We start from the raw sequence: 17,739 nt of genomic DNA on the forward strand, positions 1-17,739 counted from the left end.
GCGCCGATGTCCCACAACACCAGGAGAAACGGACATGCAGCCTGACCCCGCGCCCCTCGTCAGCCCGCAGGAGCTGCAACATCTCGACGTTCGCGTGGTCGACTGCTCGCACGATTTGACCGATCCGCAGGCCGGCACGGCCGAGTTCCTGCGCGGGCACGTCCCGGGCGCTGTGCATGCGCACCTGGACCAGGACCTTTCCGGCACGCCCACCGGCCGCAACGGCCGGCATCCGCTGCCCTCGCCGCAGGCGTTCGCGGCGTGGCTGGGGCGCCAGGGCATCGGTCCCGATACGCAAGTCGTGGCCTACGACCGCGCCGGCGGCATGTACGCCGCCCGGCTATGGTGGCTGCTGCGCTGGGTCGGCCATGAACGCGCCCGCGTGCTCGACGGCGGCTGGCAAGCCTGGCTGCAAGCCGGCCTGCCGGTGCAGACCGAGGTGCAGGCCTGGCCAGCCGCCGCGCCGGCGGCGGCCCGGGCGGACGATGCGCGCTGCGTGGACGTGCAGCAGGTGCTGGCCAACCTTCAGACTCGTCAAGCGCTGGTGGTCGACGCACGGGGCGCAGGCCGCTTTGCCGGCATCGGCGAGACCATCGACCCGCGCGCGGGCCACATCCCGGGTGCAAAGAACCGGCCCTATACCGACAACCTCGACGCCAGCGGACGCTTCAAGCCGGCCGACGAACTCACCCGGGAATGGCGCGCCGTGCTGGGCGACACCCCCTCGCACGCCGTGATCGCGCAATGCGGCTCGGGCGTTACCGCCTGCCACAACCTGCTGGCGATGGAGATCGCCGGGCTGCCGGGCGCGCGGCTGTACCCGGGTTCCTGGAGCGAATGGTGCAGCGACCCGCAGCGCCCCATCCGCACCGGCCCGCAACCGTAGGCGCGGGGCGGCGCAGCGGCTCGGAGCCGCCAACGCCTAGGCCGCGTCCGCCTGTCCGAACCAGTGCAGGGTGAACTCGGCCAGGTTCTGCGCCGCCGGCGATATCGAGCGGCTGGCCGGCTGGTACAGCATCACCCTGCGCTTGACCCGGGGCGTCACCAGGGGCACGAGCTTGACGTCGTACATGGCGAGAAAGGGCCGCACATAGGCTGTCGAGAGCACGACTCCCTTGCCGGCGGCTGCCAGGGCGATCGATGTCGTGAAATGTCCCACGGCCAGGCACGGCTCGATGCGGATCGCATAGTCGATGTCGATCATCGTGCGCAGCGCAGCGCCCGGGCCGCTCATGATGAAGGGTTCGTCCTTCAGCTCCGACCAGCGCACCTGCCTGCGCGAGGCCAGCGGATGGCTGCTGGCGCACACCAGCATCAGGTCGTCCTCGAACGCACATTGGCTTTCGACCTCCTGGAGCAGGGGACGATCCGGCCCCAGCGCCAGGTCCACCTCGCCGCGCGCCACCAGTTCGACCAGCACGTCCGCCGAGGTATCGACCGGGATCAACTGCGTATCGGGCTGGTGTTCCCCCCAGGCCTGGAGCAGGTCCAGGAACTTGGTCGCCGCCAGCAGCGGCGTCATGCCGATTTTCACCGTTCCCGCCCGGCCTGCGCGCAGATCATTGGCACATAGCTCGGCATTGCCCAACTCGGTGAGAACCCGCTCGGCATGCGGCAGGAACATCTCGCCGGCCTTGGACAGACGCACGATGCGCGTGGTGCGCTCGAACAGGCGTACGCCGACCGAACTCTCGAGATCCCGGACCAGGTGGCTGAGCGCGCCCTGCGTCAGCGACATGGAGTCCGCCGCCCCCACGAAACTGCCGATGCGCGCAACACGGGAAAAGGCTTGCAACTGGCGGAATGTGACATTCATGAGAAAAACCGGCGATCCATTGAAAGATATTCGATTATCGTCATCATAGGGTCTCTCTACAATGGCTAGGCTCCGAGCATTCCCGGAAATGTTGGCTCATGCCATCGTCCGGGAATGCGGGTGCGGGCTTGGCGCCGGGCTGCGGCGCGCGCAGGCGAACCCGTGCCCGGCGAACCCGCCCCGCGCTTGCCGCTGCGCGGTGGCACCGTCCCATGGGAGGGCTCTTCGTCTCGCAGCAGGCAGTCAGCGGCCAAGAAAAAAAGAGGAGACGACACTCATGGCCTCAGCGCAACGCCGCAGGCTGATCCTGTCCCTGGCCGCCATCGCGGCCGGGCTGCACACAGGGCTGCACGCAAGCACCTCCGGCAACTGGCCGGCCCACACCATCCGGCTGGTCGTACCCTTCCCGCCCGGCGGCTCATCGGACATCCTGGGCCGTCTGGTGGCAGCCCAGCTCAAGTCGGAGCTGGGCGCCGACGTCTTCGTCGAGAACCGCCCGGGCGCCACCACGCAGATCGGCACCGAGGCGATCGCCAACGCGCCGGCCGACGGCTACAACCTCCTGCTCGCCTCGGCCTCGGTCTTCACCGTGCTGCCGCAGATCCGCAAGCTGAACTTCACCATCGACGACTTCGACGTCATCGGCGGCGTGGCCAGCTACATCGCCGTCATGGCGGTGCGCAAGGACCTGCCCATCGAAAACCTGCGCGACTTCATCGCCTACGCCAGGCAGCGCCCGGGCGAGCTCACCTTCGGCTCGGCGGGCGACGCGTCCGCCGGCCACGTGTACGGCGCCACCCTGGCGCGCGACACCGGCATCGAGCTGCGCCACGTGCCGTATCGCGGCTCGGTGGCGGCGGTCAACGCCCTGGTCGCGGGCGAAATCGATTTCATCATCGACGGCGCCGTGATCAACATGGTGCAGGCCGACCGGGTGCGGCCGCTGGCCACGTTCTACGAGAAGCGCCATCCCGACCTGCCCGCGGTGCCCACTCTGAAGGAAGCCGGCGTCGATCTCACCACTTCGCGCGGCGCGGGCTGGAGCCTGCTCGCGCCCAAGGGCACGCCGCCCGAGATCGTGGCGCGCCTGTCCACGGCGCTGCAGCGCGTCCTGGAGCAGGAATCCGTGCAACAGGCGCTGGTGCGGGCCAACTCGATCGCCTCCTGGCAGGCGCCCGAGGATTTCCGGCGCAACCTGCTCGCCGACCAGAAAATGTACGCAGAACTCCTGCCAACCCTTGGCATCAGCCAAAGCTGAGACAGAGACCCTCAATGGATAGCTCATCGAGCGTTGCCGCAGGCACGCCCGCCCCCCTGCTCACCGTGCGCGAGATCCTGCATCCGCGCAGCGTCGCCATCGTCGGCGCCTCCGCCGACGAACAGAAGTGGGGCGGCCGCCTGCTGCGCTACATGCTGCGCCACCGCATGGACGGCCCGCTGTACCCCATCAATGCCCGCGCCACGGAACTGCTCGGGCTGCCCGCCTACGCCAGCCTGCGCGACTGCCCGGGCCCGGTCGACCTGGCCATCCTGCTGGTGCCGCGCCATCACGTCGAGCAGGCGATCGACGACTGCGTGGCCAAGGGGGTGGGCTGCGCGCTGTGCATCACCGCCGGCTTCGCCGAGACCGGGCAGCAGGGCCGCGAGGACGAGGCCCGCCTGGTGGCCCTCGCGCGCGCGGGCGGCGTGCGCCTGATCGGCCCGAACTGCATGGGCCTCATGAACGCGCACCACAACCTGTGCGCCACCACCGGCGTGGTCTCGGGCATGGTGGAACGCCTGCCGGCCGGCGGCATCGGCCTGGCCAGCCAGAGCGGCGCCCTGATGGGCGCCATGATCTCGCGCGGCGTGGACGTGGGCGCGGGCTTCTCGTCCACGATTTCCGTGGGCAACCAGGCCGATCTCGACCTGAACGACTTCTTCGAGTACCTCGTCGACGATCCGCGCACCGACGTCGTCTGCCTGTACATGGAAGCCGTCAAGGACGCCGCGCGCTTCACTGCCCTGCTGGCGCGCGCCGAAGCCGCCGGCAAGCCGGTCTGCATCGCCAAGGCCGGACGCAGCGAGGCCGGCGCGCGCGCGGCGGCCTCGCACACGGCCAGCCTGGCGGGCGCCTGGCCCGCTTTCGAAGCGGTGTGCCGACAGTACGGGGCGTACCTCTTCGAATCCATCTACGACCTGCTGCAGGGCGCCCAGTTGCTGCAGCGCGGCAAGCGTGCGGCCGCCAACGGCGTGGCGCTGTTCTCCGGCTCGGGCGGCGGCGGCGCGCTGCTGGCCGACGCCCTCAAGGACCACGGCCTGGAACTGGCCCGGTTGAGCCCGGAAACCGAAGCCGCCGTCGCCAACGTGCTGCCGGCCACCCACCGGCAGCTACCCTTCGACTTCGGCATGCTCAATCACACGGCGCCCGCCGATCCGGCCGTCGCCGGCGGCGCCGTCGGCATCGCGCTGGACCGCGCCATGGCCGATCCGGCGGTCGGCGTGGGCATCCTGATGCTCACCACCCAACCGGCGCAGGAGCGCGTGGTCGAGGCGGCGATCTCGGCCGCCGACCGCACCGACAAGCCGTTGCTGTTCGTGCAGGGCGCCGGCAACTACGGCGACGTCGCCCGGCGGATGCTGCGCGCAGCGGGCCACGGCTACTTCGACAGCCCGCACGATGCGCTCAAGGTGGCCGCTGCGCTGAGCCAGCGCGAAGCCAGTCCGCCCGTGGTGGCGGCGCCCGCGCCGGCGTTGCCCGCGGACCTGCCCTCGGGCTACCTGACCGAGCCCGCGGCGCGCCGGGTGCTGGAAGCCGCCGGCATCCCGACCACGCGCTGGCGCTTTGCCGCCGACGCGGCCCAGGCCGAGCGCGCTGCCCGCGAGATCGGCGGCTCTGTCGCCGTCAAGGCCGTGAGTCCCCAGGTCATCCACAAGAGCGACATGGGCGGCGTGCGCCTGAACGTGCAGGGCGACGAGGCCGTGCGCCAGGCCTGCGCCGACATCGCAGCGTCGTGCCGTGCCGCGGGCGTGGACGCCTTGGACGGCTACCTGGTCACCGAAATGTGGGCTGCGGATGCCGAACTGATCCTGGGCATCCAGCGCGACCCGGATTTCGGCCCCATGGTGATGGTGGGCGCGGGCGGGGTGCTGGTCGAACTCATGAAGGACGTGCAGCTCGCGCCCGCGCCGCTGTCGCATACCACCGCACGCGCCATGCTCGGACGGCTGCGCAGCCTGCCGCTGCTGACCGGCTTTCGCGGCCGCCCGCCTGCCGACCTGGACCGGATCGCCGACGCCATCGTGCGCCTGGGCGCGCTGGCCGCCGGCGCCGACGGCCGTGTGCTCGAACTCGACATCAACCCGCTCTTCGTGGCGGGCGAGCACATCGTGGCCGCCGATGCCCGCGTGGTGCTGAGCTGAACCCGCCCGGCGCCGGGCGCCCGCTCTGCAGGACACCGGCGTCGGGCGGCGCTGATCCGTACCGACAAGCCCTGCCGGACGCAGGCTGCCGGCAGGGCACCTGGCCGTGCCTTTTCAAAAAAAACCAAGGAGACTCGATGTCCGCCATCCTCTACGAATCAAGCGACGGGATCGCCCGCATCACCATCAACCGCCCCGATGTGCGCAACGCCGTCAACAACGAGGTCGTCACCCAGATGCACGAAGCCTGGCAGCGCTTCGCCGACGGGGACGACCGTGTCGCCGTGCTGGGCGCGGCGGGCGACGCCGCCTTCAGCGCCGGCGCCGACCTGAAGGACAAACCGCGCGACATCTGGCTGGCCATGCCCAACCTGTCGGTGCGCTGCGACAAGCCCATCATCTGCGCGGTGAACGGCGTCGCCGTGGGCGCGGCCGCCACCATGGTCATGCTGGCCGACATGGCGGTCACCGAGGAGCATGCGCAGTTCATCTACCCCGAGGCCAAGCTGGGCGCCTTCGCGGGCATCATGGCCGGCTTTCCGCCGCGCATGCAGTACAAGGCCGGGCTGGAATGGCTCATGACGGGCGACCCCATGAGCGCGCAGCGCGCCTACGAGATCGGGCTGGTCAACCGCGTCGTGCCCAAGGGGCAGGCCATGGCCGCGGCGCTGGAGCTGGCCGGCAAGATCGCCGCCAACGCCCCCCTGGTCGTGCAGGCGATGAAGGCCATCGCCCGCGACACCCTGCCCAGCTCGCCCACCGAGCGCTACTACCCGCAGCGCCGCCTGCTCGACGGCATCGCCAACAGCAACGACGTCAAGGAAGGCGTCGCTTCGTTCCTGGAAAAGCGCAAGCCCCGTTTCACCGGAACCTGAATCTCGCCAGGAGACTCGCATGCCGATCAGCAGACGCCACTTCACGGCCGCGCTCGCGCTCACCCCCGCCCTGGGCCTGCCCGCCTGGGGCCAGCAGGGCAACTGGCCCAACAAACCACTGCGCGTGATCTGCCCATACCCGCCCGGCGGCTCGGCGGACATCATCACGCGCTTCGTTTCGGACCGCATCTCCAAGGAACTCGGCCAGCCGGTGATCGTCGAGAACCGGCCCGGCGCGGGCGCGACGCTGGGCACGGAGTTCGCCGTCCGCATGGAGCCGGACGGCTACAACTTCTTCATCACCCCCACGGCCACCGTCACGGTGGCGCCGTGGCTGCGCCCGGTGAAGTATGCGCCCGACAGCTTCGCCGCCATCGCCAAGCTCAGTTCTTCCTATGGGCTGATCTCGGCGCGCAAGGATGCGCCCTTCTCGGACTACCGCGAGTTCGTCGCCGCGGCCAAGGCCAACCCCGGCAAGTACACCTTCGCCTCCAACGGCGTGGGCTCGATCGTGCACCTGACGGCGGTGCGCCTGCACAGCATGGCCGGCATCGACGTGGTGCACGTCCCCTACAAGGGGGCCATCGAGTCCATGAACGACATGCTGGGCGGGCGCATCGATCTCATGTACGACCCCGTCACCCTGCCGCGGGTGCAGGAGGGTGCGTTGAAGGCGCTCGCCACCAGCGGCCTGCAGCGCAACCCCGCGCTGCCCGAGCTGCCCACCCTGCAGGAACAGGGCTTCGAACTCAATACCGCGAGCTGGTTCGGGCTGTTCGCCCCCAAGGGCACGCCGGCCGACATCGTCGAGCGCATGGCCCAGGCGGCCGAGCAGTCGCTGTCCGGGCCCGAGGTGCGCGCGCAACTGGAACTCTCGTCCATGTACCCCGACTTCGAAGGGCCCGCCGCCTTCGGCAAGCGCGTGCAAGCGGACGCCGCCACGATGCGCGACATCATCAAGAAGGAGAACATCAAGGTCGAGTAAGCGCGGGCACGCGGCGGGCGCAAAGCCCCTGCCCCTTAGTCCGCCAGGAAGTCCACGCTGCCCGGCCGCCCCGGCAGGTGCAGCGCGGCGACGGCGGGCGGCGTCTCGGCCAGCAGCCGGCCCGCCCGCCAGACCTTCAGGCGGGCGGCGCGCAGGCGGATGGCCTCGACCGGGTCGCGCGCCTGCAGCAGCACGAAGTCGGCGCGCCGGCCCACGTCCAGGCCGGTGTCGTCCAGACCCAGGATGCGCGCGGGTGTGGTCGTGACCGCCTCGAAACAGGCGCGCATCGCTTCCTGCCCGGTCATCTGGGCCACATGCAGGCCCATGTGCGCCACTTCCAGCATGTCGGCCGAACCCAGCGCGTACCAGGGATCCATCACGCAATCGTGGCCGAAAGCGACGGGGATGCCGGCCGCCAGCAGCTCGGGCACGCGCGTCATGCCGCGCCGCTTGGGATAGGTATCGTGGCGGCCCTGCAGGGTGATGTTGATGAGCGGGTTGGCGATGGCCGCCACGCCCGCCTCGCGGATCAGCGACAGCAGCTTGGACACGTAGTCGTTGTCCATGGAATGCATGGACGTCAGGTGCGAGCCGGCGACCCGCCCGGCCAGGCCCAGGCGCTGCGTCTCGAAGGCCAGGGTTTCGATATGGCGCGACAGCGGGTCGTCGCTCTCGTCGCAATGCATGTCCACGCGCAAGCCGCGTTCGGCCCCGAGTTCGCACAAGAGGCGCACCGACAGGGCGCCTTCGGCCTGGGTGCGCTCGAAGTGCGGGATGCCGCCCACCACGTCCACGCCCATGTCGAGCGCGCGCTTCAGGTTGTCCAGCGCGCCCGGCGAGCGCAGCACACCGTCCTGGGGAAAGGCCACCAGTTGCAGGTCCAGGTACGGGCGCACGCGCTCGCGCACGTGCAGCAGCGCCTCCACCGCCAGCAGGCGCGGATCGCACACGTCCACGTGCGTGCGGATCGCGAGCAGCCCGCGCGCCACCGCCCAGTCGCAATAGGCCAGAGCGCGCGCCACCAGCGCCTCCTGCGTGAGCAACGGCTTCAACTCGCCCCATAGCGCGATGCCTTCGAGCAGGGTACCCGAGGCGTTGACCCTGGGCTGCCCGTAGGACAGCGTGGAATCCATGTGGAAGTGCGCGTCCACGAAGGGCGGCGAGACCAGCAGGCCGCCGGCGTCCTCGATCCGGCCGGCCGCGGCCTCGAGCGCCGGCTCGATGGCGCGGATGCGGCCGCCGGCCACGCCGATGTCCAGGCCGCGGCGGCCGTCGGGCAGGGTGCAGTTGCGCAGGATGAAGTCGAGCATGGCGGGCGGGTCCGGACAATGAGCAGGCGCAGGGCTGCGCCTGCTCATAGCCTAGCGTATCGGCCGGCTGGATGGGAGCTCTTGCCCGGGCACTCCGGCGCGCTGGCCGGCGAGGACGCCGCCGGCGCCTTCTTCAAGATCATGGGCGCCGCCCGGGCGGGCGTGCTCGACGCGCCTGCTGGCGGTCGACGCGCTGATGCTGCGAGGCTGAGCGGCGCCTTGAACGCCTACATGAAATCCACCGGCTGCGGAAAGCTCACGTAGTTCTTGGTCAACTGCTTTTCCCTCTGCTGGTTCGGATTGGCGTTCAGGCACCAGTCGTTCGACTTGGGATGCGCCTCGCCTTTGCCGTTGGTCACCGTGCAGGACGCGTTGTCGACGATCTCCGCCCGGTTGACCGGGCATTGCGTGGCGGCGTCCACCTCGCTCGGGCACGCGGCGAACCGGGCGTTGACCAGGAGGCTGTACACGTTGTCGTTCAGGTCGGTGAAGCGCACCCGAATGGGATAGGACGGCACGGTGCCGACCCGGAACCCGGCGATCTGGCTGTTCCCGGGCATGACGACATCCTGCTTGTCCTGCTCGCAGTTCGGGTCGCTGCCGTCCTGGTTCAACGCGCATACGCCGTACTTCTTGATCAACGGCGCGTTCGCGCGATCGCGCAGGGATGTGGGCACCCCGATCGCCAGCGAGAAACCGTCCGCGTAGTTGAACTGCTTCGGGTTCTCCAGGCCGTGGGTTCCGCCCACCGTGAAGACCAGGCCATCGCCCAGTTCGCTCATGAAGCCGACCGCGTCGTCCACGGAGAATGCATAGGCATTCATCTGCAGGTCGTCGTGGATCAACTGGACGTAGGGGTTGAACAGCAGCCTGGGGTCGGCGGCGACCTCGGGTTGCTGATGGTTGTATTGCAGTTCATGGATATACATGGATTGGGCTTGCGCATGATTCCACCCGGGAATCTGCGTATCGGCCAGGGGGTTCGCCGCCGCGCCGCAACCCTCGTTGAACGGCACCCAGCCGTAGATGTGCGTCATGGCCTCCCAGTAATTGAACGTGGGCTTGAGCGGCGTGGCGCCCTCGCACTTCCTGTCGGCATACATGGCCAGATAGTTCTTGTGGTTCTGCTCGAAGAACTGCTTGACCACCGCCAGCCTGTCCCGCATGGCCTGCGGGCAGGTGACCGTCTCGGTGACGTAGGCGCTCAGGTCTTCGTTCCACGCGACGCACGAGCCCCACAGGTTCTGCACGCGCTGGACCGCCTCGCCGAAGTGCAGGGATGCCTTCTGCGCGTCGGAACATTGCCCCTGGATGCACTGCAGCACGGTCAGCACGGGCGGAAAGCCGGTTGCGGGCTTGACGGGCACCTCATCCGTGGGAGGCAGGGTGCCGGAACGCTGGGCAAAGATGTTGTAGCCGCCGGGCAGCTTCAGTTCGTCCAGGTTGTAGACCGGCCATCCCTGGCCGACAGGGCTTCCCAGGAACGAGGCAAGGTGCTTCCTGAAATCGGCCAGGGACTGCGCCGAGCCGCTGTAGCCGATGTACGGATTGTTCCTGGGGCCGATGGCCACCGGCAGGTAGACGTGGTCCACGTAGGAGATGTTGTACCCGACATTCTCCGGCTTCAGTATCCGCTTGGTATCGTTGGGCGGCAAGATGGAGTCGCCGAAGGTGTATTCGGACAACTGCGCATAGATGTTTTCCGGGAACTGGACGTCGCTGGAATAGGTGCTCAGCTCGCATCCCGTGTTCTGCCCTTGGCAGGCGACGCCGTAGGGCGCCGCCAGCTTCGTGTCGTTCTCGTTGCGCAGCCTGTCGTTCCTGTCGGCCAGGACGACGCGCCCGCCGTTCCACCAGGTGATGTAGCGGTCTTCCTGCAGCTTGCTGTAGAGCGGCAGCGTGATCGTGACCGACGAGCCCGGCGGGATTCCCTTGCCTTCGTTGACGTACAGCTTGTAGACGTACTCCGTCGGATAGGACTCGGTGCTGCGCAAACACCCCTGGAGCCACTCGTTCACCGCGTTCTTGCTGGTGGCCAGGACGGGGTAGACGGTGCTGTCGGCGGAATTGTTGTAGAGGGTGATCGTCTTGGGCTCGAGCACCGTCGGGTTGCCGCCGGCGTCCTGGCACTCGATCGGGGTGGACGGGGGCGGCGGGGGCGGCACCTGCTGCGGCACGGGAACCGGATCGCCATCACCGCCGCCGCAGGCAGCCAGCGCCAGCATGAGCAGGAGCGCGCCGCCGATGCGCGACGTGACCGGGACACGTGCTGCTGCGCGTTCAACGTAGTAAGGCATGTGGCTCATCCTTTGAGTTCCTGCGATCTGCAACGACCGCCGGGATACACGATGTTACGCAGCATGCCGACCAGGGCGTAACCCTCTAATCAGGGGGAGCTTGGCGCCCCAGCCACAGCGCCATGAGGGCGGCGCGCTGGTTGACGTTGTACTTGCGAAAGATGCGGGTGACGTATTCGTGGGTGGTGTGCGGGCTCTGGCCCTGCTGCGCGGCGATCTGCTTTTCCGGCAGCCCGCGCAGCAGGCCCTGCAGCACCGCGCGCTCGACCGGGGTCAGCGGCGATGCCGAGATGTGCAGGCCGTGGCCCAGCATCTGCTGGCGATGGAACCAGCGCAGGCCGCGCAGGACGAGCGCCACGAGGTCGCGCTCGCTTTCGGTGTAGCGCGGCTGCTCCGCGCCGCGGAACACGCCGAAGTACACCTCGGCGTCCTCGTTGATCGGCACGCCGGCCCAGATCGCGTCGTGGTGGCCGGCGCCGGCGTAATAGACGCGGTAGTAGGCGCCCTCGAACCATGCCGCCGGCACCAGATCGGCCAGCCGGTTGGTGCGATAGCGGCCGGCCTGCTCGACCTGCCGCACGGTGGTCAGGTCGACCGTGCCGGCCTCGAGCTGGCGTGCCTGCTCCAGCGCCGCCGAGTCCAGCGGGCGGGTGGGCCGCAGGAAACGGATCGACCTGGGCCGCCAGCCCGACACCGGATCGCCCGGCTGCGGATCGCCCATGCGCACCGCGCCCACCCAGGCGGCATTGCAGCCGTCGACCAGCCGGCACAGGCCGGCGAGCAGGTGGTCGCGGGCGGCGTCGACGGCGGCGGCATCGAAGTCCGCCAGTTCGTCCCACAGCGCCTGGACGCGGTCCAGGACCGCCGGATCGATGGGCGAAGACATTTCAGTCTTCCAGGTGGTTCGCCAGCGCCCGCTTCACGTCCTCGGCGGGCAGCCCGCTGCGCTCGACGTAGTCCTCGAGCTGGTCCTTGCCTATGATGCCCACGTTGAAGTACTGCGACTGCGGGTGGCTGAAGTAGAAGCCCGAGACGCTGGACGCCGGCAGCATGGCGTAGCTCTCGGTCAGCGACATGTGGATGTCGTGGCAATCCATCACGTCGAACATGCGCCGCTTGACGGTGTGTTCGGGGCAGGCCGGATAGCCCGGCGCCGGCCGGATGCCGCGGTACTCCTCGCGGATCATGGCGTCGTTGTCCAGGGTCTCGTCGGCGGCGTAGCCCCAGAGATCGCGCCGCACGCGCGCGTGCAGGCACTCGGCGAAGGCTTCGGCGAAGCGGTCGGCCAGCCCCTTGTACATGATGAGCGAGTAGTCGTCGTGCGCGGCGAGGAACTCGGCTTCCCTTTTCTCCATGCCCAGCCCGCCGGTGACGGCGAACATGCCGATGTAGTCGGCGATGCCGGTTTCCTTGGGGGCGATGAAGTCCGACAGGCACTTGTTGTCCACGCCTTCGCGCTTGGCGGTCTGCTGGCGCAGGTTGCGCCAGGTCATCAGCACCTCCTGGCGGCTCTCGTCGGTATAGATCTCGATGTCGTCGCCCACGCTGTTGGCGGGATAGAACGAGACGATGCCGTTCGCCGTCAGCCAGCGGCCCTCGATGATCTTCTTCAGCATGGCCTGGCCGTCGGCGTAGACCTTGCGGGCTTCCTCGCCCACCACCTTGTCGTCCAGGATGGCCGGGTAGGCGCCGTGCAGGTCCCAGGTCTGGAAGAACGGGCCCCAGTCGATGTAGCGCGCGATCTCGGCCAGGTCGTACTGCTTGAAGGTGCGCCGGCCGATGAACTTGGGCCGCGGCGGCACGTAGCCCGTCCAGTCGATCGGGGTGCGCTTGGCGCGCGCCTCGGCCAGCGGCAGCAGCGGCGTGGTGCGCCGGTTGGCGTGGCGGCGGCGCACGTTGTCGTACTCGGTCTGGAGTTCGGCGAGGTACTGCGTGCGACGGTCCTCGGAGACCAGGTTCTGCGCCACGCCCACGGCGCGGCTGGCGTCGGGCGTATAGACGACCGGGCCTTCGTAATGCGGTGCGATCTTCACGGCCGTGTGCACTCGGCTGGTGGTGGCGCCGCCGATCATGAGCGGCACGCCGCGCTCGCGGAACCACGGGTCGCGCTGCATCTCCGAAGCAACGTGGGACATTTCCTCCAGGCTGGGCGTGATGAGCCCCGAGAGGCCGACGATGTCGGCGTTCTCTTCCTTGGCCTTCTTGAGGATGTCGGCGCAAGGCACCATCACCCCCATGTTGACGACCTCGAAGTTGTTGCACTGGAGCACCACGGCCACGATGTTCTTGCCGATGTCGTGCACGTCGCCCTTGACGGTGGCGATCACCATCTTGCCCGCCGAGCGCACCTCGCCGCCGGCGGCCACGAGCTGGCGCTTCTCCTCCTCGATGAAGGGGATCAGATGCGCCACGGCCTGCTTCATCACGCGGGCCGACTTCACCACCTGCGGCAGGAACATCTTGCCCTCGCCGAAGAGGTCGCCGACCACGTTCATGCCGTCCATCAGCGGGCCCTCGATCACTTCGATCGGCCGCCCGCCGCGCGCGGCGATCGCCTGGCGCGCCTCCTCGGTGTCCTCGACGATGTGCGAGGTGATGCCGCGCACCAGCGCGTGCGAGAGGCGCTGCTCGACCGACAGCGCGCGCCAGGCCAGGTCTTCTTCCTTCTTGGCGCCCGAGCCCTTGACGCTGTCGGCGTGCTGCACCAGGCGCTCGGTGGCGCTGCGCTCGTCGGCCGGATCGGTGCGCCCGCGCGGCTCCTTGCGGTTGAGGATGACGTCCTCGACCAGGTCGCGCAGCGTGGCGTCGAGGTCGGCATACACGCCGAGCTGGCCCGCGTTGACGATGCCCATGGTGAGCCCGGCCTGCACCGCGTAGTACAGGAAGACGGTGTGGATCGCCTCGCGCATCGGCTCGTTGCCGCGGAACGAGAAGCTCACGTTGGAGATCCCGCCCGAGATGCGCGCGTGCGGCAGGTTGTCGTGGATCCAGCGCGCGCCCTCGATGAAATCGACGGCGTAGTTGTCGTGCTCTTCGATGCCGGTGGCCACGGCGAACACGTTGGGGTCGAAGATGATGTCCTCGGGCGGAAAGCCCACCTCGTCGACCAGCAGATGGTAGGTACGCGCGCAGATCTCCTTGCGCCGCGCCAGCGTGTCGGCCTGGCCGGCTTCGTCGAAGGCCATCACCACCACCGCCGCGCCGTAGCGCCGGCACAGGCGCGCCTGGCGCAGGAAGGGTTCCTCGCCCTCCTTCATGGAGATCGAGTTGACCACCGGCTTGCCCTGCACGCACTTCAGGCCGGCCTCGATCACGCTCCACTTGGAGCTGTCGATCATCACCGGCACGCGCGAAATGTCGGGTTCGGAGGCGATCAGGTTCAGGAAGCGCTTCATGCAGGCTTCCGAATCCAGCATGGCCTCGTCCATGTTGACGTCGATGATCTGCGCGCCGTTCTCGACCTGCTGGCGCGCCACCGCCAGCGCCTCGTCGTATCTTTCCTCGCGGATCAGGCGCGCGAACATCTTGCTGCCGGTCACGTTGGTGCGCTCGCCCACGTTCACGAACAGGGTGTCGTCGTCGATGTTCAGCGGTTCCAGCCCCGACAGGCGCGTGCGCACCGGCACGTCGGGCACCGTGCGTGGCGCCAGCGGCGTGACCTTCAGCGCGATCGCCTGGATGTGTTCCGGGGTCGTGCCGCAACAGCCGCCCGCCATGTTGACCAGGCCGGCCTGGGCGAATTCCTCGAGCAGGCTGGAGGTGTCCTCGGGCGTCTCGTCGAAGCCCGTCTCGCTCATCGGGTTGGGCAGCCCGGCGTTGGGGTACACGCACAGGTAGGTGTCGCAGAGGCGGGCAAGCTCGGCCACGTAGGGGCGCATGAGCGCCGCGCCCAGCGCGCAGTTCAGACCGATGGTGATCGGCCGCGCGTGGCGCACCGAATTCCAGAACGCCTCCACGGTCTGGCCCGACAGGATGCGCCCGGAGGCGTCGGTCACGGTGCCGGAGATCATTACCGGCAGGCGCTCGCCGCGCGCCTCGAACACTTCCTCCACCGCGAAGATCGCGGCCTTGGCGTTGAGCGTGTCGAAGATGGTCTCGATCAGCACCAGGTCCACGCCGCCGTCGAGCAGGCCGTTCAACTGCTCGATGTAGGCCTCGCGCAGCTCGTCGAAGGTGACGTTGCGCGCGCCCGGGTCGTTCACGTCGGGCGAGATCGAGGCCGTCTTGGGCTGGGGGCCGAGCGCGCCCGCCACGAAGCGCGGATGCTCCGGCGTGGAGACGGCGTCGCAGGCCTTGCGCGCGAGCTGGGCCGAGACCAGGTTCATCTCGTAGGCCAGCTCGGGCATGGCGTAGTCGTCCTGGGCCACGCGGGTGGCGCCGAAGGTGTTGGTCTCGATCACGTCCGCGCCGGCGAGCAGGTAGTCGCGGTGGATGCCCTCGATGATGTCCGGGCGCACCAGCGACAGCAGCTCGTTGTTGCCCTTCACGTCCTTGACGTGCCCGGCGAAGCGCTCGCCGCGAAAATCCGCTTCGCCCAGCTTGAAGCGCTGGATCATGGTGCCCATGGCGCCGTCCAGGATCAGGATGCGCTCGCCCAAACGGCGGGCGAACTCGGCCCCGCGGGTATAGGATTCGGGCGGGTAGGGAAGCTTGGGGAAAGTCACGGCGGCGGATTCCGAAAGGCGGCGCGCTGCCCGCAAGAAGGGCGCGCTGCCGCGAAAGGCAATGCGGGGGACGTCTTCCGCGCCAGGGGCGGGCTGGATCTCATCCTCGAAGGCGGGGCGCAGCAGCCCGCAGTCAACCCGATATCGTAGCAAATACGACACACTGCCACCGCCCGGGACACCCTCTGGCCTGGCGGGCATGAGCCACGAAGTGTTACATTTACGCGACGAATCGGTGCCGCCACGGCGGTGAAACGGGAAACAGGGAGGCGCTCGCGCCCAACCTGTGCTGCCCCCGCAACGGTAAGCATGACGCGCTCGCGCAACGCACCACAGCCACTGAGGCCCGCCCTCGGGAAGGCGGTGCGTGACCTGATCATGCCAGCCCGGAGACCGGCCGGTTCGCCCGGGCCGCAGAACGCATTCTGCAGCCCGGCAGGGGGGGTGCGCAGCCTGCGCATTCCACAACAGGACCGACGTGCGGGGTCGCGCGTCCCACCGAAGCTCATCATGACTACGCCTTCTCACTTCGGGCTGACGGCCATCGCCGCCAGCCTCGCCCTGGCCGCGCCGCTGGCCACCGCCCAGACCGCCGCCACCGCACCCGCCCAGCTCGAGACCATCACCGTCATCGGCGCCCGCAGCCCGCAGCCGCTGGCCGACACGCTCGGCGACATCACCGTCATCGACCGCGAGACCATCGAGCGCGCGGGCCAGAGCACGCTCGCGGAACTGCTCTCGCGCACGCACAGCATCGAGTACATCGACACCGGCGGCCCGCAGAACGTCGCCAGCCTGTTCGTGCGCGGCGCCAACGCCAATCAGACCCTGATTCTCGTCGACGGCCTGCGCTTCAATTCCGCCACGGCCGGCACCAGCGCGTTCAATTCGATCCCGCTCGAGCACATCGAACGCATCGAGGTCCTGCGCGGCGCATCGAGCAGCCTGTACGGCGCGGACGCCGTCGGCGGCGTCATCAACATCATCACCCGCGGCGCCGCCGACCAGCCCTTCGTGCCGCATTTCAGCGTCGGCTTCGGCAGCCGCGGCACCAGCCGCGTCTCGGCCGGCGTGGCCGGCAGCTCGCACGGCTGGCGCTACGCCGTGAACGCGAACTACGGCCAGAGCAAGGGCTACAACATCACCACGCCCGACAACGCGTACGCCTACAACCCCGACCGCGACAGCTACTACCAGCGCAACGTGTCGGCCTCGCTGGGCTATGCCTGGCGCACCGGCCACGAAGTCTCGGCCGAGGTGTTCCATACCCGCGTGAACGGCGGCTACGACAACGGCGAGCCGTATTTCAACGACCGCGTGCTCCAGCGCGTCGAAGGCTTTGCCATCAGCAGCCGCGATCGCCTCGCGGACAACTGGTACAGCACCCTGCGCCTGGGCAGCACGCGCGACGACAACCGCAACGTCACTGCGCCGTCCTTCGGCACGGACGAGGACAGCAGCCTCACGCGCTTTCGCACCCGCCAGAACCAGTACCTCTGGCAGAACGAGTTCCAGCTCGCATCCACGCAGCGCCTGACCGTGGCGCTGGAACGCCTGGAGCAACGCGTGACGGGCGACCTGCAGGACTGGAGCGCTGGCTTCCCTGTCGACGTGGACTATCCCACCACCAAGCGCAACACCAACTCGGCCACCGCGGTCTACACCGGCGACTTCGATCGCCATCACCTGCAGGCCAGCCTGCGCCACGACGACGACTCCCAGTACGACGGCCAGACCACCGGCGGCGCGGCCTACGGTTTCGACCTCACGCCCAATCTGCGCGCCACGGTCGCGGCCAACACGGCCTTTCACGCGCCCACCTTCAACGACCTGTACTACCCGGGCGGCGGCAATCCCGACCTGGAGCCGGAGAAGTCGCGCAACGTGGAAGCCGGCCTGCGCTGGCACAACGCCAGCAGCGAGCTGGGCGCGACCGTCTACCGCAACCGCGTGACCAACCTCATCCTGGGCTGGCCGCCGATCAACGTGGGCAAGGCCGTCCTGCGCGGCGTCACCCTGACCGGCGCGCACCGCTGGCAGGACACCACGCTGCGCGCCAGCGTGGATTTCGCCGACCCGCACAATGCCGAAACCGGCGAGCAGCTCCCGTACCGCGCCAAGCGCACGCTGCGCCTGGCCGCCGACCAGCGCTTCGGCCCCGCCCTGCTGGGCGCCGAGTGGTATCTGACGTCGGAGCGTTATTCTTCCGCGCGCGAGCGCCTGGGCGGCTACGGTCGGCTGGATCTCACCGCCGGCTACGACATCAACCGCGACACGCAGGTGCAACTGCGCGTGAACAACGTGTTCGACAAGGACTACACCCTGAACCCGGGCTACGCCACTCAGGGCACCTCGGTGTTCGTCAACCTGGCCTGGCGGCCGCGCTGATG

The 17,739-nt window shown here is 68.9% G+C and carries 12 protein-coding genes and 1 riboswitch; of the genes, 7 read left to right on the plus strand and 5 right to left on the minus strand.

Features of this window, described 5'->3' with window-relative positions:
* Nucleotides 1–34: 34 nt before the first annotated feature.
* Complete coding sequence (locus FOZ76_RS01625) at nt 35–886, plus strand: sulfurtransferase (RefSeq protein ID WP_143946379.1); 852 nt, start codon at nt 35–37, stop codon at nt 884–886.
* Between the two features lie 36 nt (nt 887–922).
* On the opposite strand, the gene FOZ76_RS01630 is transcribed toward FOZ76_RS01625, so the two are convergent.
* The gene (locus FOZ76_RS01630) at nt 923–1,816 is read right to left on the minus strand and encodes a LysR family transcriptional regulator (RefSeq protein ID WP_143946380.1); all 894 of its coding nucleotides are present in this window, start codon (nt 1,814–1,816) and stop codon (nt 923–925) included.
* Nucleotides 1,817–2,093: 277 nt separating this feature from the next.
* Between FOZ76_RS01630 and FOZ76_RS01635 the strand changes: the two genes are divergently transcribed.
* From FOZ76_RS01635 to FOZ76_RS01650, 4 genes are all read left to right on the plus strand, one after another.
* Nucleotides 2,094–3,074: a Bug family tripartite tricarboxylate transporter substrate binding protein gene (locus FOZ76_RS01635; protein ID WP_170235249.1), complete on the plus strand. Its 981-nt coding sequence runs from the start codon at nt 2,094–2,096 to the stop codon at nt 3,072–3,074.
* A 14-nt stretch (nt 3,075–3,088) separates the two neighbouring features.
* A complete protein-coding gene (locus FOZ76_RS01640; RefSeq protein ID WP_143946382.1) occupies nt 3,089–5,218 on the plus strand; it encodes an acetate--CoA ligase family protein in 2,130 nt (709 codons plus the stop codon).
* Nucleotides 5,219–5,355: 137 nt separating this feature from the next.
* The gene (locus FOZ76_RS01645; RefSeq protein ID WP_143946383.1) at nt 5,356–6,093 is read left to right on the plus strand and encodes an enoyl-CoA hydratase/isomerase family protein; all 738 of its coding nucleotides are present in this window, start codon (nt 5,356–5,358) and stop codon (nt 6,091–6,093) included.
* 19 nt (nt 6,094–6,112) lie between these two features.
* Complete coding sequence (locus tag FOZ76_RS01650; protein WP_143946384.1) at nt 6,113–7,078, plus strand: Bug family tripartite tricarboxylate transporter substrate binding protein; 966 nt, start codon at nt 6,113–6,115, stop codon at nt 7,076–7,078.
* A gap of 35 nt (nt 7,079–7,113) precedes the next feature.
* Here FOZ76_RS01650 and FOZ76_RS01655 read toward each other — a convergent pair whose 3' ends face one another.
* Complete coding sequence (locus FOZ76_RS01655; RefSeq protein WP_143946385.1) at nt 7,114–8,388, minus strand: amidohydrolase family protein; 1,275 nt, start codon at nt 8,386–8,388, stop codon at nt 7,114–7,116.
* 81 nt (nt 8,389–8,469) lie between these two features.
* Here FOZ76_RS01655 and FOZ76_RS01660 point away from each other — a divergent pair, with 81 nt between their 5' ends.
* Nucleotides 8,470–8,652, plus strand: a complete 183-nt coding sequence (locus FOZ76_RS01660) for a hypothetical protein (protein WP_143946386.1) — start codon at nt 8,470–8,472, stop codon at nt 8,650–8,652.
* Here FOZ76_RS01660 and FOZ76_RS01665 read toward each other — a convergent pair.
* From FOZ76_RS01665 to metH, 3 genes are all read right to left on the minus strand, one after another.
* Nucleotides 8,616–10,685 (minus strand): hypothetical protein, encoded by a 2,070-nt coding sequence (locus FOZ76_RS01665; protein ID WP_143946387.1) that lies wholly within the window; start codon nt 10,683–10,685, stop codon nt 8,616–8,618. The two genes, FOZ76_RS01660 and FOZ76_RS01665, sit on opposite strands and share 37 nt — an antisense overlap.
* Before the next feature lie 85 nt (nt 10,686–10,770).
* Entirely contained in the window at nt 10,771–11,571 is an 801-nt protein-coding gene (locus FOZ76_RS01670) for a helix-turn-helix transcriptional regulator (RefSeq protein WP_143946388.1), read from the minus strand.
* Nucleotide 11,572: 1 nt separating this feature from the next.
* Nucleotides 11,573–15,349 carry a methionine synthase gene (metH, locus tag FOZ76_RS01675; protein ID WP_143946389.1) on the minus strand — a complete coding sequence of 1,259 codons (3,777 nt, stop codon included), beginning with the start codon at nt 15,347–15,349 and terminating at the stop codon, nt 11,573–11,575.
* Between the two features lie 216 nt (nt 15,350–15,565).
* Nucleotides 15,566–15,765, plus strand: a riboswitch (cobalamin riboswitch).
* A 94-nt stretch (nt 15,766–15,859) separates the two neighbouring features.
* On the opposite strand from metH, the gene FOZ76_RS01680 reads away from it, so the two are divergent.
* Nucleotides 15,860–17,737 carry a TonB-dependent receptor domain-containing protein gene (locus FOZ76_RS01680; RefSeq protein ID WP_143946390.1) on the plus strand — a complete coding sequence of 626 codons (1,878 nt, stop codon included), beginning with the start codon at nt 15,860–15,862 and terminating at the stop codon, nt 17,735–17,737.
* Nucleotides 17,738–17,739 lie beyond the last annotated feature (2 nt).

Origin of the sequence: Verticiella sediminum (assembly GCF_007558815.1) — a bacterium.
In the GTDB taxonomy this organism is placed as follows: Bacteria; Pseudomonadota; Gammaproteobacteria; order Burkholderiales; family Burkholderiaceae_B; genus Verticiella; species Verticiella sediminum.